General features: G+C 37.8%; 12 protein-coding genes. 8 read left to right on the top strand and 4 right to left on the bottom strand.

Features of this window, described 5'->3' with window-relative positions:
- The first annotated feature begins 1 nt into the window (after window position 1).
- From IEV57_RS12145 to IEV57_RS12135, 3 genes are all read left to right on the top strand, one after another.
- Window positions 2-3,052, top strand: a complete 3,051-nt coding sequence (locus tag IEV57_RS12145; RefSeq protein WP_188443204.1) for an efflux RND transporter permease subunit — start codon at window positions 2-4, stop codon at window positions 3,050-3,052.
- Window positions 3,053-3,058: 6 nt separating this feature from the next.
- Window positions 3,059-6,175 carry an efflux RND transporter permease subunit gene (locus IEV57_RS12140; protein WP_188443197.1) on the top strand — a complete coding sequence of 1,039 codons (3,117 nt, stop codon included), beginning with the start codon at window positions 3,059-3,061 and terminating at the stop codon, window positions 6,173-6,175.
- Between the two features lie 251 nt (window positions 6,176-6,426).
- The gene (locus tag IEV57_RS12135; RefSeq protein WP_188443195.1) at window positions 6,427-7,617 is read left to right on the top strand and encodes a DUF4221 family protein; all 1,191 of its coding nucleotides are present in this window, start codon (window positions 6,427-6,429) and stop codon (window positions 7,615-7,617) included.
- Between the two features lie 133 nt (window positions 7,618-7,750).
- On the opposite strand, the gene IEV57_RS12130 is transcribed toward IEV57_RS12135, so the two are convergent.
- Window positions 7,751-8,449, bottom strand: coding sequence for a hypothetical protein (locus IEV57_RS12130; RefSeq protein WP_188443193.1), 699 nt, complete (start codon window positions 8,447-8,449; stop codon window positions 7,751-7,753).
- Window positions 8,450-8,596: 147 nt separating this feature from the next.
- On the opposite strand from IEV57_RS12130, the gene IEV57_RS12125 reads away from it, so the two are divergent.
- The 4 genes from IEV57_RS12125 to IEV57_RS12110 all read left to right on the top strand — a co-directional run bounded on the left by IEV57_RS12125 (window position 8,597) and on the right by IEV57_RS12110 (window position 12,579).
- Window positions 8,597-9,757 (top strand): hypothetical protein, encoded by a 1,161-nt coding sequence (locus IEV57_RS12125; RefSeq protein ID WP_188443191.1) that lies wholly within the window; start codon window positions 8,597-8,599, stop codon window positions 9,755-9,757.
- Between the two features lie 2 nt (window positions 9,758-9,759).
- Window positions 9,760-10,899, top strand: a complete 1,140-nt coding sequence (locus tag IEV57_RS12120; protein ID WP_188443189.1) for a carboxypeptidase-like regulatory domain-containing protein — start codon at window positions 9,760-9,762, stop codon at window positions 10,897-10,899.
- A gap of 74 nt (window positions 10,900-10,973) precedes the next feature.
- A complete protein-coding gene (locus tag IEV57_RS12115) occupies window positions 10,974-12,098 on the top strand; it encodes a DUF4934 domain-containing protein (protein ID WP_188443187.1) in 1,125 nt (374 codons plus the stop codon).
- Window positions 12,099-12,111: 13 nt separating this feature from the next.
- Window positions 12,112-12,579: a hypothetical protein gene (locus IEV57_RS12110; protein ID WP_188443185.1), complete on the top strand. Its 468-nt coding sequence runs from the start codon at window positions 12,112-12,114 to the stop codon at window positions 12,577-12,579.
- Window positions 12,580-12,626: 47 nt separating this feature from the next.
- On the opposite strand, the gene IEV57_RS12105 is transcribed toward IEV57_RS12110, so the two are convergent.
- The 3 genes from IEV57_RS12105 to IEV57_RS12095 form a co-directional block, all read right to left on the bottom strand.
- Window positions 12,627-13,235 (bottom strand): Uma2 family endonuclease, encoded by a 609-nt coding sequence (locus IEV57_RS12105; RefSeq protein WP_188443183.1) that lies wholly within the window; start codon window positions 13,233-13,235, stop codon window positions 12,627-12,629.
- A gap of 93 nt (window positions 13,236-13,328) precedes the next feature.
- Window positions 13,329-14,561, bottom strand: coding sequence for a M48 family metallopeptidase (locus tag IEV57_RS12100; RefSeq protein WP_188443181.1), 1,233 nt, complete (start codon window positions 14,559-14,561; stop codon window positions 13,329-13,331).
- Window positions 14,562-14,572: 11 nt separating this feature from the next.
- Entirely contained in the window at window positions 14,573-15,622 is a 1,050-nt protein-coding gene (locus IEV57_RS12095; RefSeq protein WP_188443179.1) for a PorP/SprF family type IX secretion system membrane protein, read from the bottom strand.
- A 152-nt stretch (window positions 15,623-15,774) separates the two neighbouring features.
- On the opposite strand from IEV57_RS12095, the gene IEV57_RS12090 reads away from it, so the two are divergent.
- Window positions 15,775-21,243: a T9SS type B sorting domain-containing protein gene (locus tag IEV57_RS12090; RefSeq protein WP_308419878.1), complete on the top strand. Its 5,469-nt coding sequence runs from the start codon at window positions 15,775-15,777 to the stop codon at window positions 21,241-21,243.
- Window positions 21,244-21,250: the final 7 nt, after the last annotated feature.

Genomic DNA, 21,250 nt, shown 5'->3' with positions numbered 1-21,250 from the left:
TATGGTTAGATTTTTATTAGCGAGACCTATTGCAGTTTTAATGACGTTTTTGGCACTGATGGTTTTCAGTGTGATTGTCTTTAGGACACTGCCGATCTCTTTGCTGCCACCAATTGATGTTCCACAGATTGTCATCAAAGTCAATTATCCAAATGCTTCTCCCGAGGCTATTGAACAAAATGTACTGAGAGGCATTCGGGATGAATTGATGACACTCAATGGGCTGGAAGACATGGAAAGTAAGTCAGGAAGTGAAGTGGGTACGATCCGCTTGACTTTCGATTATGGAACCAAAATGGAATTGGCTTACATCGATGTCAATGAAAAAATAGATAGAATTACCAATTCCCTCCCTTCGGACCTTGATCGCCCTCAGGTCATTCGAATCAACACAAACGATATTCCTGTAGCTCGCGTGCAAGTCGTTCCCAAAGAAGGGATAGATTACACAGAGGTGAGTTTACTTGCCGAAAATGTCCTCAAAAAGCGATTGGAGCAACTGCAAGGGGTTTCTTTGGTAGATATCAATGGGAAAAAAGAACGCAGTATAACTGTTACTCCTAATAAACCTGCCTTGAGGGCTTTGGGAATGACGGAGGAAAATGTTATCCGAGCCATTCAATTTGGGAATGAAGAATTGCCAGGAATTAGTGTGGAGGATGGACAGTTTCGCTACTACCTTAGATTGGCGACGAGAGTAGATACGCCGGATGATATCATGCGACTTCCTGTTACGAATCAGGATGGACTCACCGTAGATTTGGGACGAGTTGCAGAAGTGAAATATGAAAACAAAGATGTGCTGGGTTACCATTATTTCGGTACAAAAGAAGGTTTGGTTATCACTGTTCACAAGCAGGCTTCGGCTAAGATGAATGAAATGATGCCATTGATCTACGAATCTTTGGAATACTTCAAAAATGACTATCCTCAGGTAGATTTCGAACTGACACAAGATCAATCCACGCTCCTTAATGCTGGAATCAGCAATCTGCAAACCTCGCTTTTATTTGGTGGTTTGTTTGCTTTTGGAGTATTGTTCCTTTTCATGGGCAATTATAGAACGCCGGTTATTATAGGAATCAGTTTACCATCTTCGCTGATCATTAGTTTTCTGGTATTTTATTTCTTCGACATCTCTATCAATGTGATTTCTTTGAGTGGTTTGGCTTTGGGACTTGGGATGTTGATTGATAATTCGATTATCGTATTGGACAATATCACGAGGAAAAGAAAAGAAGGCTTAGCGATTTTTGAAGCTTGTGTAGAAGGGGTAAATGAAGTGATGTCTGCTTTGATCAGTTCCGTATTGACTACCTTGGCGGTATTTATTCCTTTGATTTTCCTGAGTGGGATTTCGGGAGCTTTATTTTACGATCAGGCAGTTTCAGTAGCAGCTATATTATTTGTTTCCTTGTTGGTAGCATTTATTCTATTGCCGATGTTGTATCATTTCTTTTTCCACAACAAATCAGCGGAAGAGTTGGCAAAAGAAGACAGCAAGTTTTTTGGAGTAGTCTTAAGAGGTTACAAGCGACTATATCAAATCATTTTCAAAAAGCGAGGTCTGAGTTTCGTCATTTTCTTGGTTTTTATTCCATTAGCACTTTTGGTGAGTCAATTGTTGAAAACTGAAGGGCTTCCACCAATTGAGAAATTTGATGCTTTGGTGGAGATCGACTGGAACGAACCAATTGGAGTAGAGCAAAACAGAGACAGGTTAATCGCTATGCTAGAGTCTTTAGATGGAGATTATCTCAAAGCTGAGTCTGACGTCGGCGTACGACAGTTTTTATTATTCGACGGAGAAAATTCCATTCAGCAAGCCAGTGTTTATTTCTTGTTTGAAACGCAAGAGAAGAAGACCGTTGAAATGGATCGGTTCAGAAAGATTTTGGAAGAAAATTATGCTGAAGCGAATATCAATATCATGGATGCACCGAATGCATTTGATCAGCTTTTCTCTTCAAATCTCTCATATTATGAAGTAAGATGGAAGGATTTGACCACAAAAAGACCAGTGGAGGAAGCCAAGATGGATACTTGGTTGGCGACGTTCCCGGTACAGGATTTTGAAAGAGGTCCAGGACTTCAAAAGGAAGCTTCTGTAATTTTCCGACTCGATGGGGCAAAAATGGCGCTTTATGGAATTTCTTCCTCAGCTGTTCAAGAGCAAATCCAAAAGCTTTTTGGAACTTTCCCAATTACCGAAATCAAGAGATTTGGAGAAATTACCCCAATCAGAATGAAAGGTGAGCGCTCAGACTTTGAGCAAATTCTCAGAACGAGCAATATCATTGGGAAAGATGGGAATGAATATGCCTTGAGTAATTTTATCAATTTTGATTATGAAAATCATTATAAGTATGTCACCGCTGATAAAGGAGGGATTTACCAATCAGTTTTGCTGAATGAAGAAAACCCTACACAGTTTGACAGAGAAATCAGTCTTTGGGGATCTGATAAGAATTTGGGTGTCAGTTTTTTTGGACAATACTTTAAAGACAGAGAGACAATCAGCCAATTGGTGAGTATATTGATGATTGCCGTTTTGCTGCTGTATTTCATTCTTTCAGCTCAATTTGAGAGTTTTGTGCAGCCTTTGATCGTGATTTTCACACTTCCTCTGGGAATTGGAGGGGCATTTATCGTGCTTCTTTTGACAGGAACATCCTTGAATGTCATGTCTGCAATCGGACTAGTAGTGATGTTGGGGATCATGGTGAATGATGCAATCTTGAAGATCGATACAGTCAACCGATTGAGAATTAGATATTCAGAAAACACAAACATGGATCCCAAGGCAATCTTGGATCGTGCGCTTTACGAAGCAGGAGAGATTAGGCTGAAGCCTATTTTGATGACTTCTATCACGACTATTTTGGCATTGCTTCCTGTTGTATTCAGTTCTGGACTTGGGGCAGATTTACAGAGACCTTTGGTTTTCTCTGTGATTGGTGGTTTGACGATTGGTACATTTACAGCTTTGTATTTTGTGCCTTTGGCATATTGGTTTATCGGAGGGAAAGTGAGTATCAAGGAAAAGGAATAGGCAAGTATGACTCCATTTAGAATTATCATATCGTTTATTGTTTTGGCTATCATTGGATTTGCATTGGTACCAAAACTATCGGTAGATCTTAATCCTCGGGAGCAGGAACCTGTACTGACGGTCAGTTATTCGGTCCAAAGATCTTCTCCTGAATTGGTTGAGAAACTCGCAACATCTCCCTTGGAAGGGGCCTTATCTCAGCTTGCAGAACTCAAAAAAGTAAACTCTATCTCCAATTACAATGTAGGATCGATTACGCTTCGGTTTGACAAGGAGACGGATATGGAGTTCAAGAAATTTGAAGTTGCATCTATCATTCGTCAGGTATATCCATCACTTGATCAAAATGTAAGCTATCCACTTGTAACGCAAAGTTCAGCACGGAGAACAGATCTGAAGACACCAATTCTAACTTACAGTGTCAACGGTCCATTTGCTTCTTTTGAGATCAAAAAAATTGCGGAAGATGTCATTAAAACAGCTTTAAATAGATTTGAGGAAATAGAAGAAGTCACGATTCGTGGAGCAAATGATCTGCAGCTATATGTGACCTATGATATCAAAAAACCTCAAGCGCTAAGTCTCTCTAGATCAGACATTGGAGCAGCTATTTCTTCAGCTTTTGGAAGGAATTTCCCAGGTTCTCTTGTGAACAGTAGAGGAGAAACCCTTTTTATTCAGGTTGATCGCTCTTTGTCCTCTTTGGATCAAATTGAGAATCTCTTAATTACTACCAAAGATGGCAGTGAGATTTACCTAAAAGATGTCGCAAAGCTTACTTTGGAAGAAGCAGAGGCCAATAATTATTATAGAATAAATGGCAATAACTCGGTCACACTTGCCATCATCAATCGAGATGGAATCAATAAGGTGCTATTGGCAAAAAACATCAAACAAGCTATTGAGGATTCTAAGGTATTGTTACCGGCAGGATTTGAAGTAAGGTTGGAAAATGATGATACGGAGTTTTTAGAAAAGGAATTGAATAAAATTTATAAGCGATCAGGTTTATCTATTCTGATTTTGATTGTCTTTATTTTTATCATCAATAGAAACCTAAAATACCTCAGCATTCTATTTTTGGGTATTGTGATCAATTTGAGTGTAACGGGGATTATTCTTTATTTCCTTAAGGTGGACATTCATCTTTACTCACTCGCTGGATTGACTATTTCCTTTGGATTGATAGTGGATAATGCCATTATCATGATTGATCATTTACATAAGCATAGAAACCGAAAGGTGTTTTTAGCGCTTTTAGCAGCGTCGCTAACGACTATCGCGGCTTTGATGATTGTGTTTTTCCTACCTGAAGAAGATCGAAAAAACCTCACCGAATTCTCCATAGTTGTCGCCACGATGCTTGGGGTTTCCTTGGTTGTAGCCTTACTATTTACACCAGCTATGTATGCTGTACTATTCGGAAATAAGGGTCAAAAAGGTCGAAAACTTTCTGTAGCTCAGTTGAGAAAGCGCGTTAAAGCTTTTCGTGTTTACAGCAAAAGCATTGCTTTTACAGCTAAATATAGAAAGACATTTGTCACACTGCTTATATTACTTTTTGGACTTCCTGTGTTCTTCCTTCCTGCCAAATGGGAAGGGCAAGAATGGTACAATAAGACAATCGGGTCCACGGTTTATCAAGAAGAAATCCGACCTTATGTGGACAAGGCATTGGGTGGATCTTTGAGGATGTTTGTAAGGGGGGTGTATGAAAAATCTGGTTATAGAGAAGCTGAAAAAACAAGATTATACGTAACTGCAAGATTGCCTTTTGGGAACACATTGGATCAGATGGATTTCATCATGAGGGAATTCGAAGGCTTCCTAAAAGGGGTAGAAGGGATTGATCAGTTTGTCACTTCAGTGCAATCTGGTCAGTATGCAAATATCACCATCACTTTTAAGGAAGCTTACGAAAAATCAGCTTTACCCTACCAACTGAAAGGACGACTTTCTGTCAAATCCACGGATTGGTCTGGTGCGAGGTGGAATATTTATGGAGTAGGACAAGGTTTCTACACAGGTGGTGGAGGTGAGGGAATTCCTTCTTTCAATGTGACGATGAAAGGCTACAATTTTGATGAACTCGAAAAGCAATCTGAAAGATTAGCTGAAAAGCTGCTGCAGCATAAAAGAATTCAGGAGGTCAATACCAACGAGCGGCTGAACTACAACGAATCCAAGACAGAAGAATATGTGCTGAGACTGGATCAAGCGAGTCTAGCTTTGGGTGGTGTGAATCAATACCAATTGATCAATTCTCTTAATGATGTTTCCAAACCTTCAGGGCCGTCTGCCTATGTAGCTTTGGACGAAAAGAATTATGTCGTTATCGTTAGGGAAAAAGATGCAAATAGTTTCTCTAAGTTTGACTTGGAAGAAAACAGCCTGATTACTGGAGAAGATAATATTTTCAAAGTCAGCAATTTTGGAACACTCAACAAGGAATTTACCACCAATGCCCTGAACAAAGAAGACCGACAATACATCAGGTCAGTAGCCTTCGAATATATGGGATCTAGGAAGTTTGGAGAGGAATACTTAGACGAGGTATTAGAGGAGATGAAGACTTCTATGCCTATCGGTTACTCCGCAAGCAAGCAATCGTGGGCTTGGGGATCTGGCAAAGCCAAAAGACAATATGGTTTGATGGGGATTTTGATCATTGGGGTGTTCTTTATCACAGCAGTGCTATTTGAAAATCTCAGACAGCCCTTTTATATCATTGCCATTATTCCTCTTTCCTTTATTGGCTTGTTTTTGATTTTCTCCTTGTTTGACTTCTTTTACGACCAAGGAGGTTGGGCAGCCTTTGTGATGCTCGGCGGATTGGCGGTGAATGCAGCTATTTTCATCGTGAATGACCTCAACAATAGAGCATCGGTCAGTGTGGGCAATTACAATAGAAACGTCATCAAAGCAGCAGCTGGAAAGGCTATTCCGATCATGTTGACTATTCTATCCACTTGTTTTGGTTTGATCCCCTTTGTGATCGAAGGACAAAATGAAGTGTTTTGGTTCTCTCTAGCAATAGGAACTATCGGCGGATTGGTTTTCAGTGTTGTTGGTGTATTCTTAGGATTGCCTGTGTTTTTGTGGAGGAAAGTAAAGAAGGCATAAATAATTAAATGAAAGATTCGGGTGACTCCGAATCTTTTTTGGTTATCAGGTCATATAATTGGTCGTAAAAGACACTAATAGGAGTATTATAAAATTTGTATATCCACTTTCATTTCAGTAGCCAAACAAAATGGTGTGTTTTAAATCAATTGGTGCACTAATAACTAATCTACCAATAACAATTGTCCGCATTATTACAAGTGAAAAATGGCCTACTGATGCCATTGCGGATAATCACTTACTTTAACATTATGAGAAAAACGTACAAGCAACTTTTACCTTCATTGATCTTTTGTTTGGTTCTGTATAGTTGTAACCAAAGTCAGGAAAATATTGATGTCAATCCGTCCAAAATCATTGAATTGGAACTTATAGATTCCTTGGTTGTGGATGAGTTGTCAATTCTTCGTCTTCAAGATATTAATTTGGAAGCGGGGAAGGCGCTTTTTGTGTCTAAAAACAAAAATGTCTTTTTGACAGATTTAAAAGGAGAGAAACTAAATGAATTTTCATTTACCGATGATGGACCCAATGGTGTGGGTAAAAATGGAGCAATGGGATATAAGTTTCTGGATGAAGATCGTTTTGTTGCACAAGGTTTTTTCACATCTTACTTTATCTATGATTTGGAAGGAAATCAGCTCAAAAAAGTCCCTTTCAATACGAAAGAACTTTACCGGTTAAGTATTTATAATAATAGAACAACTTTTCATCCTTATATGAAAGATGGTCAGATGATGATGATAGGAGAGGAGCAAAATTTATTTTCAGTGAAAGAACTTGATGAAGATGTTCCGCCAGTGGAGTACTACGATAAAATCAGTGCGATTTATAGGTATAATTTAGACACAGAAGAAAATGAAATCTTAGAGACCTATCCCCCCACTTGGGAACCTAGAGTCAATCGAAGGTATGTGGGCAATGATTTGTCTTTTGTTTCCGTTCATGACACCAAAAAGTCTTACGCAATGCTTCCTTTACATGGCTCACAATTGTTCTTTTATGAAATTGAAGATGAAATAAAGCTTACTAAAGAAATCCAAGTGCAGCATCCCAATAGACCTGATACTGCCCCAATCTTCTCCCCTGATAATCCGACTGGATACAGTGAATATCCAAAGTTCAGTAATGTGCTATATGCAGGAGAGTATTGCCTGATTCAGTTTTTCTCTACTATCCCTGAATCAAAAATGAGCGAATTAAGAGCAATTTCTGAGCAGTATTGGACTAGCGATGAATACAAAGAAGTATATAAACAATACGTAAAACCTTATTTTATCCTTGTTAAGAATGAGGAGCAAATAGGGATAATCAATGAGTTACCAGTCAATGGTTCAGTTGAGTTTATGGATAAAAATGGGGTGATTTACATCAATGACAATGCAAATCCAGAAGAGGAACGCGATTACAATGTCTTCTATAAAGTGAAAATTGTGGATTGATGAAATGATCTTTTAGAGCAAGATTTATGCATAAAAAAACAGCCGGGGTATTTCTCCCTCGGCTGTTTTTGGGATTGTAATAGTTGGTTTAGTATTCTGATGAATCAATTTTCAAACTCCATGCCAAAAAAGGCTAATCGAAGTAAAAACTAACTCCAATTGATGGTTGTATCATATTCAAAGTTGATCTTCGGATATTGTACTCAAAAACTCCATTGACTTGCCCATCTGGGTCAGGACGAAATGTGGTGTCTCCACTTTTGAGGTAATCCAATCTACTTGTATTTTGATACATCAGTCTGATTTCAAGGTTTCCATTAATATCCTTACCTAAGGGAATGAGCAAGCCTCCACCCAGCTGATTCATCCTTGCCCAATCTCCCATGTCTCGGTCCTCTTCTATAGGTTCTGTGGTGGCAGTTTCTCTAATCTTAAACCGAGAATAAGCATATATAGCACCCAATTGTGCTTCTACAAATGGAAAAACTTTTCCATAAACCTGAGGGAAAAACCTGAATACGCCAGCCATACTCAGCATATTGTTATTTCTTCTCAATCTCAATTCGTCATTGAATCCTACATAAAGATCATTGCGTTTTTCGAGTTCTGTACCATAGAGGCCATAGCCAAGACTGAAGCCTACTTCAATCGGTTTATTAGGGATTTGATAATTGGTAAAAAAGGCCAATTCAGGCACCACCAATCTTCCTGACTCTTGATAAAAATCCTGTGTAGCAATACCGCTTTTGAGTTGTAAGCCCCAAAGTAGATCTTGCGCAAAGGAACTGCTTGAAAAATAAAGTGTGAAGAAAATAATTAAGAGTTTTTTCATAGCACAACAAGAGGAGTATGACATAAAAATACGTAATGTATCAAAAACAGTTTATGAATTTGTAAAAGGAAATGGATTTTCATTCACTAATATTTTTTTTACGTCTTAATTCCTTAATTTTTAGATGTTGTTTTTAACTCCTTTTTTATGAAAAATAAGTTTTTGACCGTATGCCTCTTTCTTTTGGTGGCTATGGCATGCTCCAAGCAGGAAAAATCAGAAAGTAAAGAATTGACTATAATCTCAAATAATTCTGAAGAAGACATCAATCAGATCAAGCTTGAAAAGCTAGAATTTGACATCGAAGATCTTATCGGGAGAGGTGAGGCTGTTATTTCTAACGAGAACATCTATTTCGTTGATAAGCTCAATTCGCAATTATTAAAGTTTGACGCTGAAGGGAATTACCTTGAAACTCCCATCTCAAAAGGAGAAGGGCCCTCTGAAATTCAGAGATTTGAGAATTTCATTATTTCAGGTGATTTCAAATATTTCTTGAGTGGTTATACGATCTATGAATTTGATCAAAAAAATGAACTCTCCAATAGAACAGTTTTGGATTTCTATCACGGGAGTTCTATGAAAGAAATCGAATCCAATCCCCAACCCGATGATCCAGGCATTTATGAAGTGAAATATTCTAATAATGAAATATTTGTAAGGGATGGAAAATTTTATTCTAAGATTGAGACATCTAATCCAAAACTTAATTTCTTGATGCATGAAAAGTACTATAAGAAATCTGCAAATTATGGAGAGTTTGATTTGAAGACAGGCAAGATTTTAAGGGTTTTGGGAAAAAAGCCTCCAATTTATCTCAAATACAAATACATCCCTCATTTTGATTTTTATTATCATGACTTATCAGATGATGAGATTTATATCAGCTTCGAACCTGACTCTCTTATCTACATCGCAGATAAAGATTTCAATTTTAAAGAAGCTTTTGGAGTAAGTGGAAAAGGGATGATTCAAGAGTATATTGAAGTGAGTGAATTGGATGACTATGATGATTATTGGAAGGGAAATAGAGCGCGAAATGGCTTTTATAGACAGATCAAATTCATTGCTGAAGATGACTTGTTATTTAGAACTTATAACACAGGTTCAAAAGACAGGTCGTCAACGGAATATGAAGATAATCCACTTCGCATGCAGATTTATAAAAGTAAGGTCTTGATTGGCGATGTTGAGATCCCAAATTATTTTAAAGTAATCGGGAAAATCGGTGAATACTTTTATGCAGATGGATCTGGAGGAAATCCTGACAATGAAGAGATTGTAGTTTATAAATTTAAATTGGAATAGATATGAAAAGTTTTTTTTCTTTGATCCTACTGTTGTCACTTTCTTGGACAGCGACGGCACAAACCTTCATTTTTGCAGTCAAACGGGCTGCAGATGCTGAACCTGTGAGTTATGCCCATATTCAAATCAGTAATACACTTCAGGGCGTTGTGACCAATTCAAATGGTCTTGGCACCCTTACCGTACCTTCCAAATATTCAGATGATGAGGTCAAGATATCATTTATGGGGTATGAAGTCAAAGTGCTACAAATCAAGCAACTTAAATCTGATCAAATCAATGAAGTCTTGTTAGAGGAAAATGATATGGAATTGAGCGGAGTCTCAGTCGTGGATATTGGCATCAGCCCATCTGATTTTTATCTCAAGACTATGGAGATGGTGGATATAACTTTCTACACGAAGAGTTATACGGGATTGGCAAGTTATTCTGAGCAAGTGATTGAAGATGGCGACCCGACTTTTAATTATGAAATGGAAGTCTTATATGATGCTCAAGGATTTAGAAAAGCCACAGGAAAAAATCGATTTACCAACAATGATGATGTTTATTTTAAAAAACTCAACAATCTAGAAGGGGAGCAAAAATATTCACATGAATCTGTTGGGGATTTATTGAATTTTGACTTTTTAAATGGTAGGCTTGGATTAACCCATGACACATATTTATATAGTTTCATGATAAATAAAAATGGAATTGAAAAGCGGTTGCTCTACGAACCAGATATAGAAAAAGTTTCAAATTGGAGTTTTGAAGATCTGCAAGAACTTGATGGAGAAAAGTTTGTAAAATTAGTCAAAAAGGGTACAAACGGACATGTAATCTATTGGGTCAATATAAATACTTATCAAATAAAAACGATTGAAAGGAAAATAATTAGAAATACTTCTGAATTTACACATCAGGTTCATGGTTATGCAAAAGGGGATATTGATTTAAGAATTGACTATTTTTTGGTAGATGGCCTATCTTATGTCAAGCAAGTTGAAATAAATGAGTTTAAGAGGGTTGGTATCTCCCCCGAACTAGGCTCAAAAAGGGTAAAAGCAAAGTTGGTTTTTCATGAACACACTAATGAAAAGCCTGACAAGAAGAAAAAAGTTGGAATTGATTTTATCGATACTATTGTAATGAAAAAATAATTACAAATACGACAGCGTAATTTAATTATTCTAAGATACAACACTAGCAAATTACAAGTAAGTGACCCTATAATATGAATAGTAAAAGTATAAATATAGCTTCATTAATTGCTTTCATTTTATTGATTGTATCCTGTGGGAAAAGTGAAAATTCCGACAAAATAATTATTCTAAAGTCTGTTGAAGAATATGACTTTAAGGATTTAGAAATCAATAAAATGATTCAGTTTGAGGCAACTAAATCTAATCTTCTGGGAATGTATCTTGATGTCAGGTTTAGTAGAGATAATTTTTGGGTTTTAGATTTAAATAATTCAAATAGTATTTTTGGTTTTGATTCAGAAGGAAGATCTTTGGGTTATGTTGCACAAGTTGGAGAAGGGCCAAACACAATCTTAAATATTAGAGACTTTTTAGTCTCTAATGATACAATTATAGTCTTGAGCAATCTTGGTGATCAAGTTGAAATTTCTAAATGGAATAAACACAATTCTTTACTTGACAAACGAAGAGTAGAAGCTAACGGCTATACCTTCATTGATGATAAAATTAAAAATAAATGGTACTTATATTCTGGTTATAATAAAGTGGCTGGAAAATACAGGTTGAATCGATATGATAAAGACTTTAACAAAGACAAAGAATATTTAGAAAATGATTTTGGTGATGAAATTTTGCCGTTTTTAGAAAGAAGTTTCTTTCAAGGATATAGAAGAACATTATTCAAGGAAAGCTTATTGTCAGAAGTATATGAATTGGGAGAGCAGGATTTAAAGCTGGTTTATGAAATTGATTTCGGATCCTACCAAGTACCTGATTTGTTTTGGCAGAAAGATCCATTTGAAGGGTTTGAGATGATCAATGAAAATGGATTTGCCAACATCAGTTTCATTGCTGAAAGTGAAAAGCATTTTTTAATTGAAATTCAAATCCAAGAGGATGGTGTTCCTCGAAAGGAATTATTATTTATTGAAAAAAGTAGTGGAAAACGCATTAAAGTAAAAGTTGATCAAGATCAATCAGCTTTTTTTTATTCTCCTTTTGGTTTTGATGAAAGTGGGAATGTTTTATTTTATGCATACTCTAGAATCGCCGAAAAGTTTATGGATAGTATTTCTGATCGAGTAAAAGAGAATTTAAAATTTGAAAAAGATGGAAACCCCGTTATAATCTATGCGAAAGTACCTGACTTTAAATAAAATTATTTTGCTATTGATAGCGATAATTATTGTTGTATTTATGTGGTCTTCAAACCTTGAAAAATCACAAGGGAGAGAAATTGTTCATTTTGAAAATGCAGAAGTGGTCAATCCCTTTGAAGATGTTTCATTTTCACAAGACTGGTTTGATAGTGAGCATCAAGTAGTAACATACACTTCAAATCTTGGCGAATATTCTATTTTAAACTTTGATTGGGAAACTGCAATTGAAAATAATCCTGAATACAAATTTATCTTTTACTACTCGGGTAAGCGCAAAGAAAAATTAGAAAGTTGGTTGAAGAAAAATGACTTCAAACATCCAATTCTTTTTGACCCCGAAAAAACATTTTATGATGAGAACATCGTTGATAAAGTAAGTTCAATAGCTTTTATTGTGAAAAGCAATCGGATTATGCAATTATCAAATCCGAGTATACCAAGTTTTCAAAGTGATTTAGACGAGGTTGTTAAGCAGTAAGATGTTTACGACTACATCGACACTAATTTCATAAAACCATAAACTCATTACTCCAATCCTTCAAAAACTTGCTCTAAGTCCAAAACAAAACCTTCAATGGCAGTAGAGGCTACTTGATGGCCGATGGTGTAAAGTTTGGAAGGGATGTATTTCCCAGCAACTAGGGTGTAGATAAAAAGGGTTTTTTCAGAAGGATGAATGATCCAATATTCTTTGACACCACTTTCTTCATAGACTTCGTATTTATTGATCAACTCTTTTTGGTTGTTGCTTGGGGAGAGAATTTCGATAATCAGATCCGGTGCTCCCACACAGCCCATTTCATCAAGCTTGTCCATGTCACAGACAACGCAAATATCAGGTTGTACGACAGTGAATATTTCTTCATTCCGTTTTGAGTGAACAGGTAGTCGAACATCAAATGGGGCTGTAAATACTTTGCACTTTTTGTTTTCAAGAAAATTGAAGATTTTATTTGAGACAATTGATGAAACTTCTTGATGAACCCTCCTGGGTGCAGCGGCCTGTCTAAAAATTTTGCCTTTGATCAGCTCAACCATTTCTTCCAAATCCCATGAAAGATAATCTGCATAGGAATAAGTGCCATAAAGGGCTTCAGGTTCGTTTAAGAAGTTTTTTTGGTCTTTGGTTTCCATAAAGCTAATTTATTAAAAAAGAGGCAAATAAGTAGAATTCGGTCTGTGATTTATCTTCTATTTCTTCAAAAAGGGCTTGCTTTTTTTCACTCGTTAGCCTTCTAATTTTTTTAATCTTTCTATTAAAGGAGGATGTGAGTAATTCACAAAAACGTACCAAGGATGCGGATTGATATTACTCAGCGAATTGATTGATAGCGTTTTTAAGGCTTCCGCCAAAGGTTCGCCCGCGAAGGTTTCCTTAGCATATGCATCAGCTTCAAATTCATGTTTTCTGCTAATCATATTCATAAATATTCCTAAGATCATTGAAATCGGGGAGAAGAGCATGGTGAATCCAATGATGTTCAGATGGATAGCCATTTCACTTCCTCCAAGTGCCATACTCATATTTTGACTATGGATAAATTGGGAGAGGATAAACAACAGAATCCCCACTTGAATCACTCCGCTGAGCATTCCGATAAGAATATGTTTCTTTTTGTAATGACCTACTTCATGGGCCAAAACTGCCACAATTTCGTCAGGGGTATGTTGCTCAATGAGCGTATCATAAAGGACCACCTTTTTTCGTTTTCCAAATCCAGAAAAGAATGCATTGGCTTTTGATGACCTTTTACTCCCATCTATCACAAAAAGATTTTCTAAAGGGAAGTTTACTTTTGCTATATAAGCTATAAGCTTTTCCTTAAGCTCACCACTTTGCAGCGGGGTAAGCTTGTTGAAAATTGGAAGAATCCATGCAGTATAGAATAGATTCACAAATACCATGAAAATAGACGCCAAGATCCAAAATTGCCACCAGAAATCTTTCCCAATCTGATGTATAAGCCATAGCAGTAATGCTAACAACCCACCACCGACCACAATGGAAAGCAGGTAGCCTTTCAATTTATCTGTAAAAAATGTCGCTCTATTTGACTTGTTGAAACCAAAATGCTCTTCAATTCTAAAAGTATGGTAATAATCAAAAGGAATAGAAATCAAGTCAGAACCGATAAAAATCACTGCAAAGTAAATCAAAGAGAGTAGCAAGGGGTTTTCAATATATTCTCTCAACGATTCATCTATCCATCCGAATACTCCAAAACAGATCATAAGAATCGTCAAGATGAAGCTGAATGTTCCTGAGATTAATCCAAAGTTAAAATTAGCTTTTTGGTACAACTTTGCATTTTTTAGTTTCTTTTCATCAAGGTATTGATCTAGAGTTTTTGGAATAGCAGGAACATTCCTTCTGCTGTTTAAGAAGCTGAGGGATTTTTCAAATAGAAAGCCAAACACAACTACCCCTACCAAAAGATATTTGATCGATACAGCATCCATGATGAAAATCTTTAAAATTTAGGACAAGGTAAAATTGTGTCTCTTCTTCTTGGTTTTCCTTGATTGTTACTTGGGAAAACATAAGAAAGGCTGACTTCATGTGCTCCACCTGACTGAATACCCAAGTTGGAAACTGTGTAGTCGTAGCTATATCCCATATTCAGTCCTGATAGGAGGTTAAAGCCCACCATCATTACGATGGCGTCGCGATTGCTTTGTTGCTCTACAGGTTTGTAAGGAAGGCCTCTGTACCAAAGTCCAAAAATGATAGGTTCCATGAATAAATATGCACCTACATCTAATTGCTCAAAAGGTCCTTGTTTTTTGAAATTAACAGTGGGGACAAAGTATCTCTCTTTATACATGTGAGTGAAGTCATTTCTATATCCACCAGAACCAAGCGAAATTTTATATCCTGTATGAAAGGAGAATTTCATTGGAAGGTTACTCGTCCCATTTTCAATAAAGGATTGATTGGGGTGATTGACATGATGGGCAGAAGCTCCGAACCAAAATTTTTCTGTAAAAAAAAGGCCACCAAATGAAAGGGAAAGCAGATTCACTGCCTCACCAAATCCTTCTATCTCATTTGTGCCTATTAAGGGACCAAAAGGGTCTGAGGCATCTATCTGATTAGCAAAAAGCAAACTTTCATAGAAACCAATATCTCTTCGGATGTAGGAAGCCTGAAATCCTGGACGGAAAAAGGCCCGTTCCCCCAATCTCAATTCATAAGAATATAGCGCAGAAATTGTAGTGGAACGTAATTGTGCTGCTCCTTCTACGTCATTCATAACCAAGAACCCTACACCACTATTGTAATCTTCTAAGTAAGTATCTACATAGGCTGAGAATGTTGTGAATTGTGCATTCAATCCTGGCCATTGATTCCTATAGTTTGCACCTATTCGAGTAGCTTGTTCAGCTCCCGTAAAGGCCGGGTTCAAATATAAAGGTGCTGCATAATATTGACTATATTGCGGATCTTGAGCATAAGTCTTTCCAGATAATAATGTGAAAGTGATGCCAAAAAAAAGACAGTATAAATAAGACCTATTCAATTGTTTATTCGTTAATTAAGGAGTTCAATCTAAATGCTAAACGATTCGCTAATTTGGTTGTTTTATTTCGCTAAGCGTAAATTATGAAAAGCACTTTTAAATGTATTAAGTTTTATCTGATTTTTGCAGCAATCTGCTTAATTTCCTGCGTTTTGAACCCAAATAAAAGTTTTTCACAAGGTTTTAATAACAATGAGTGGATTTTTGGGTATTGTGGACCAAACGTAGAAAACAATTATTTGTCTTTTGGTAAAGGTGGGGAGCCTATTGTTAGAACCTTACCAGGATCAATCGTCGTAGGGGAAAATAATAACGCGATTGCTATTGACCCAATCACAGGTCAAATTTTGTTTTATACCAATGGTGAACTTGTTTATAATTATGATGATGATATCATTCAAGGTGCTCCTAATGGTATTAACGGAAATATAGATGGACGCCAACAAGTGGCCATTAGTGCGCTCAGCTATGATACAGATGGAGACAAGTTGTTTTACACCTTTCACATAACTCCAGGAGGCCAGCTTCAATATTCAGTAATTGATATGAATGCGCCAGGAGCAGCTACTGGGAATCAGCCTCCTCTAGGGGCAGTTACTGTTTTAGATCAAAATATAGGCCCAGCTACAGGCGCAATAGCAGTAGTTAAATCATCACAGTCCCCGTCCTATTTAATAAGTTTTTCTGGTGGAAGCTTGATTTCTCGAAGGATTGAAGCTACACAAGGAGATTTTACCGATACAGATGATATAAGTATTCCTTTTACGCCAAAAGCGATAATTTTTAATGAAGAAAATGGACAATTAGCTCTTATTCCTGAAAACCCCAATGAAGATATAATCTTGATAGATTATGACACAGCTACAGGCAATTTTGGGAATATATCAACAATCTCCCAATCGGGTGGTGCTGATGCATTAGAAGGTGTTGCTTTTAGTCCCGACGGAGCATTTGTGTATTTTTCGAGAGGAAATGAACTCTTCAGAGTTCCAGCAGATCAATTGGATGCGGAGCCTGAACTTATTCCATTAGAAAATGATATTTTTAGAATTTATGACATCAAAGTAGGTCCCGACGGTAGCCTTTATTACATCTATGAAGAAGTAGAAGGAGGTCCACAATTGATAGGTCGTCTGACAAATCCTGATGAAGAAGAACTTGGAGAATTAGAGATTGAAGAAGACCCATTTGATGGGGTGGATTTTTGTGGAAGGATTTTCCCACAATTCGCTCCAAATGCAGACATAGATGCAGAAGTAGACTTCACATGGCAGCCTGAGGAGCCATGTGCCAACAATCCTGTGCAATTGACCAGTTCGATTACTCCAGAGAATTATAGACCAGTAAGTTTTGAATGGAGTTTCAATCCACCACTTACAGACGAAGAGGGGAATGAATTAGAAATAGACTTCAATCAAGAACATCTTTTAATACCAGAGGAAGCTACTTCCGATGAAAGTGTAACCGCTACTTTGCTGGTAACATTTGCAGATGGGACTACAAGGGAGGTTACAAAAACCATTAATCTGGCAGAGAATGATATAGAGGCAAATTTTACTCCGCAAGACACGACCATATGTGCACCAAATTGTATTGATTTAATGCCTCTTTTGGAAGCACAGGCGGGTGGTGGTCAGCAAGGTGGTGAAACTCCAGGCGGGGTTGGCGGAGGTCAAGGAGGTAATTATGAATATTTCTGGTCTAATAAACGTGATGAGGGATGGGGACCAGAGGCGCCTAATGAGGTATGTAGGCCTGGATTATATTGGGTTTTGGTAAGAGAGGAAGGTTCTTCTTGTTATGCCTATGCAAGTATTCGAGTGAGAATTTGGGATCTTCCGGATCAAAGTAATAATGTTTGGTATTTTGGAGATGGCGCTGGTTTAGATTTCAATCCTGACCCTGATGATCCTGATGGGCCTACCCCAAGGCCAGTTTCCCATCCAAATAATATCCCTGCCGGAACAACTACCATTTCTGATGAAACGGGTCAAGTTTTGTTTTATACGGATGGGCAGACCGTTTGGGATCTCAATGGTGATGTAATGGAAAATGGCGAAAATATTGGAGGGAGTAATCAATCTTCTCAAAGTGTACTAGCTGTTCCCATTCCACAAGATGAGACCATATTTTATCTTTTTACTACACAAAGAGCTGCTGATGGGAGTAATCAGGTTAAATTCTCTTTGGTAGACATTAAAGCTGAAAATCCACTGGGGGTTGGCAATGTGGTGACAAAAGACAACTTCTTATTCAGTCCATCGACAGAGCATTCTGCTGCACTCGCTGCGGGAGATACCACTTGGGTTCTTTTCCATGAATTGGGGAATAATACTTTCAGAGCATATCCTGTTTCTGAGTTTGGAATAGGGCAACCTGTATTTTCTTCCGTAGGCTCAGCTCATAATTTCGCAACCGGGGTAGGAAGTATGAAATTCAGCCCAGATGGGACAAAAGTAGCGGTGACTATTCGAGATGGAGCATGCAGCAGAGTCGAGATATTTGATTTCGACGGCAGCTCAGGAAGTTTGACTGAGTATGCACTACTCGATTTGGGGTGTAACAGCGAAGATGTCTATGGTATTGAGTTTTCCAACGACAGCAATAGGTTGTTTGTCACATATACTGGCGGTGTCGGAAAAGTAGAAGAGTTTATTTTTCAAAGCCCGACTTCAAATGACGAGGATATTGATTTGGAATGCGCAAGTTGTCTTAACAATGCAGGCAGTCGTGCAGCGAGAGAGCAATGTATCTTAGACTCTAGAAATGAACTGGATATAGAAGGCCCAATAGGAGCGATTCAAATCGGGCCGGACGGGCAGATTTATGTAGCAAGACCAGGGCAGGGTTCTTTGGGTACAATTTCTCCAGGGCAAAATTGCTCACCAAGTACAGCGGTCACTGATGGGGTGTTTTTAGAAGCTGGAACTACCTCGAATCTCGGACTTCCTTCTTTTATACAACAGTCTGGAAGTAGTATTCCTGAGCCAGAAATATCAGGTCCTGAAAGATTGTGTTTGGATCCAGAAGTTGGTGCAGAAGGTTTGTTTGAAGGTGCTGGAGAACCAGATATTGATAGCTATTTTTGGACAATTGTCCACGAAGATGGTGAAGAAGTACTTACTGAATTTGGAGGTCCAGGAGAAGAATTTCAGAGTTTGACACACTTCTTTGATAGAGAGGGCGTATTTACAGTTTCACTTCGTGTGGATAGATGTGGAGATCCAGAATATTTCAGAGGGTCTTTAGAGGTTTTAGTAGTAGCCCCACCTGAGCTTACTTTAGAAGATGATGTGACGCTTTGTAGCGGAACTCCCGTGACATTGACTGCGATAGATGGGTATGATCCTGCTGAAGGGTTATATGATTTTGAGTGGAGAAATGCAGCAGGGTTTCAGTTTGGAGATGAAAATTCAAATTCGATTACAGTAGATGAAGAAAGTATCTATACGGTAACAGTTTCTTACCGAGTTCCAGAGGGATCAGAGTTTTTTGACACTTGCCCTGCTACTCAATCAGTTTTTGTAGGTCCTGCCTTTGAGTTTGAACTTACGCAAACAGCTGAGGAGGTTTGTTATGATGAGACGATTGTGGTTTTTGCACCGGATACGCCTGTAGCAGGAGAATGGTTCTATCAGAGAATAGGTGATCCTACTAGAGTTCAGTTTCCAGTTGGACTTGCTTTCGAGTTGGAATTAGAGCCTGCTTTGGATTTGCCAGGACCGGGACAATATGAGATTATATTTGTTACCGAAGACCCAATCTTAGAAGGTTGTTTAGCCGAAAAAGTGTTAGAATTGGAGGTTTTCCCACTTCCTAATTTTGATATCGTTTATTTAAATCCTACAGCTGATTGTAATACTCCTGATGGAATTTTTGAGATTACTGTCTTGGTAGATGTTGCATTGATTGAAATATTGGAAACAGGTGACTCTTTTACCAATGTGTCGGCAGGAACGGTTTTGCCAGTATTCACTGATTTGGCGCCGGGAAATTATACGATTCGCGCGGAGACAGCATTTGGTTGTGAGTTTACGGAGACAGCATTCATAATTAACACTGATCCACCTGCTGAATTACAGAATATCAATTTGGAAAGGACAAACGAGATTTGTGGGAATAATGAGATCCTTCCTGGATCTATTACAATCACGCTAAGTAATCCACCAACAGGAAATTATATCTACACAATAACAAGGCAAGGTGATGGACAAGTGCTAACAGGTCCCCTTTCTGATCAGACTACAATAGTGGAGGCAATGCACGGTGAGTATTTTATTGAAGTGGAAGATGTTGCTGATAATTGTGCACTTTCGGTTGGTACAGCCACGATTGATCGAAAATTTTTAGTTGATTTTACAGTGCCTTCAAATGTTGAAGCCTGTGAAGCCTTTGTTTTTGCTCCTTTATCTGCAAATGATAACTTATCTTATTTGGTTGAAGACGCCAATGGAAATATTATCAATTCCGCAGATGGGACAAATTATGAACTGACTATTTCTGGGGTGTATACCATCACAGGGTTTGATGGAAATAATGACGATTGTCCAAGAACAAGAACGATTACAGTTAATATCAATGACGCAATAGATTACGACCTGATAGAAAGCCAAGTGGATTGTGTAGATGGAGTGACTTATCAAGCGGTATTGAATGGAGGAGTAATTCCTGAAGAGGTGTTTTTCTTTTGGAGAAATGAGTCTGGGACGGTAGTAGGTAGAAGTCAAGATTTTAATCCTTCAACTGCAGGGATTTACACTTTAGATGTGCAGCCTAGATCTGGATCTGCTTGTCCAACTCCTCCAATTGAATTTACTGTTGGTGAGTTTGTGACTGATTTGGAATACGATGTAGAGGTTTTACCATTTTGCTTGGAAGATCCTTTCACAACTATCAGCATCATTGGCGATTTGACTGATACCAATATCGAATGGACTTTTGTTCAAGGAGGAACAAGAACACCTCTACCAGATTTTACTGATTTGGATGTGATTACTGTCTTGGAAAATGGTATTTATGAATTTGTGATCAGGAATAATTTTGGATGTATTGTTGGCCAAGAACAGGTTGCAATCAGACAATCAAATCTTGTAGCACCAGTTTTGGAGCCTTCATATACCATCTGTGCCATTGAAAATGTGGTTGTAGAATTAGATCCTGGGATTTACGACAACTACGAGTGGTATATAGAAGGGGAGGAAGAGCCTATTTCTACAGATCCTACTTTCACTCCAACCGAAAAAGGAAATTATAGACTTGTCGTATTTGATGATTTAGGGTGCTTTGAGGAGATCAGTTTTGTGGTAGAAGAAAACTGTGATCTGATGGTGCGATTCCCAAATGCTATGCGACCAAGTGATCCTACCAAGCAATTTGTGGTTTACACCAACGATTTTATAGATGAGCTTTCGGTATTTATTTATAATCGATGGGGAGAATTGATTTTTTATTGTGAAGAGGTGAATTTGCCAAGAGATGTCACTGAAGGATATTGCCCTTGGGATGGGACAGTCAATGGTCAAATGGTGCCGATTGGAACATATCCGGTCGTAGTGAGGTTTAGAAGTAATAATCAAAACATAACCAAAACCCTCAGAGAGGCGATAGTAGTAATTGAATAATTGAAAT

This window comes from Belliella aquatica, from assembly GCF_014637795.1.
GTDB lineage: Bacteria > Bacteroidota > Bacteroidia > Cytophagales > Cyclobacteriaceae > Belliella > Belliella aquatica.
This window is presented reverse-complemented; position numbering and strand designations above follow the sequence as displayed.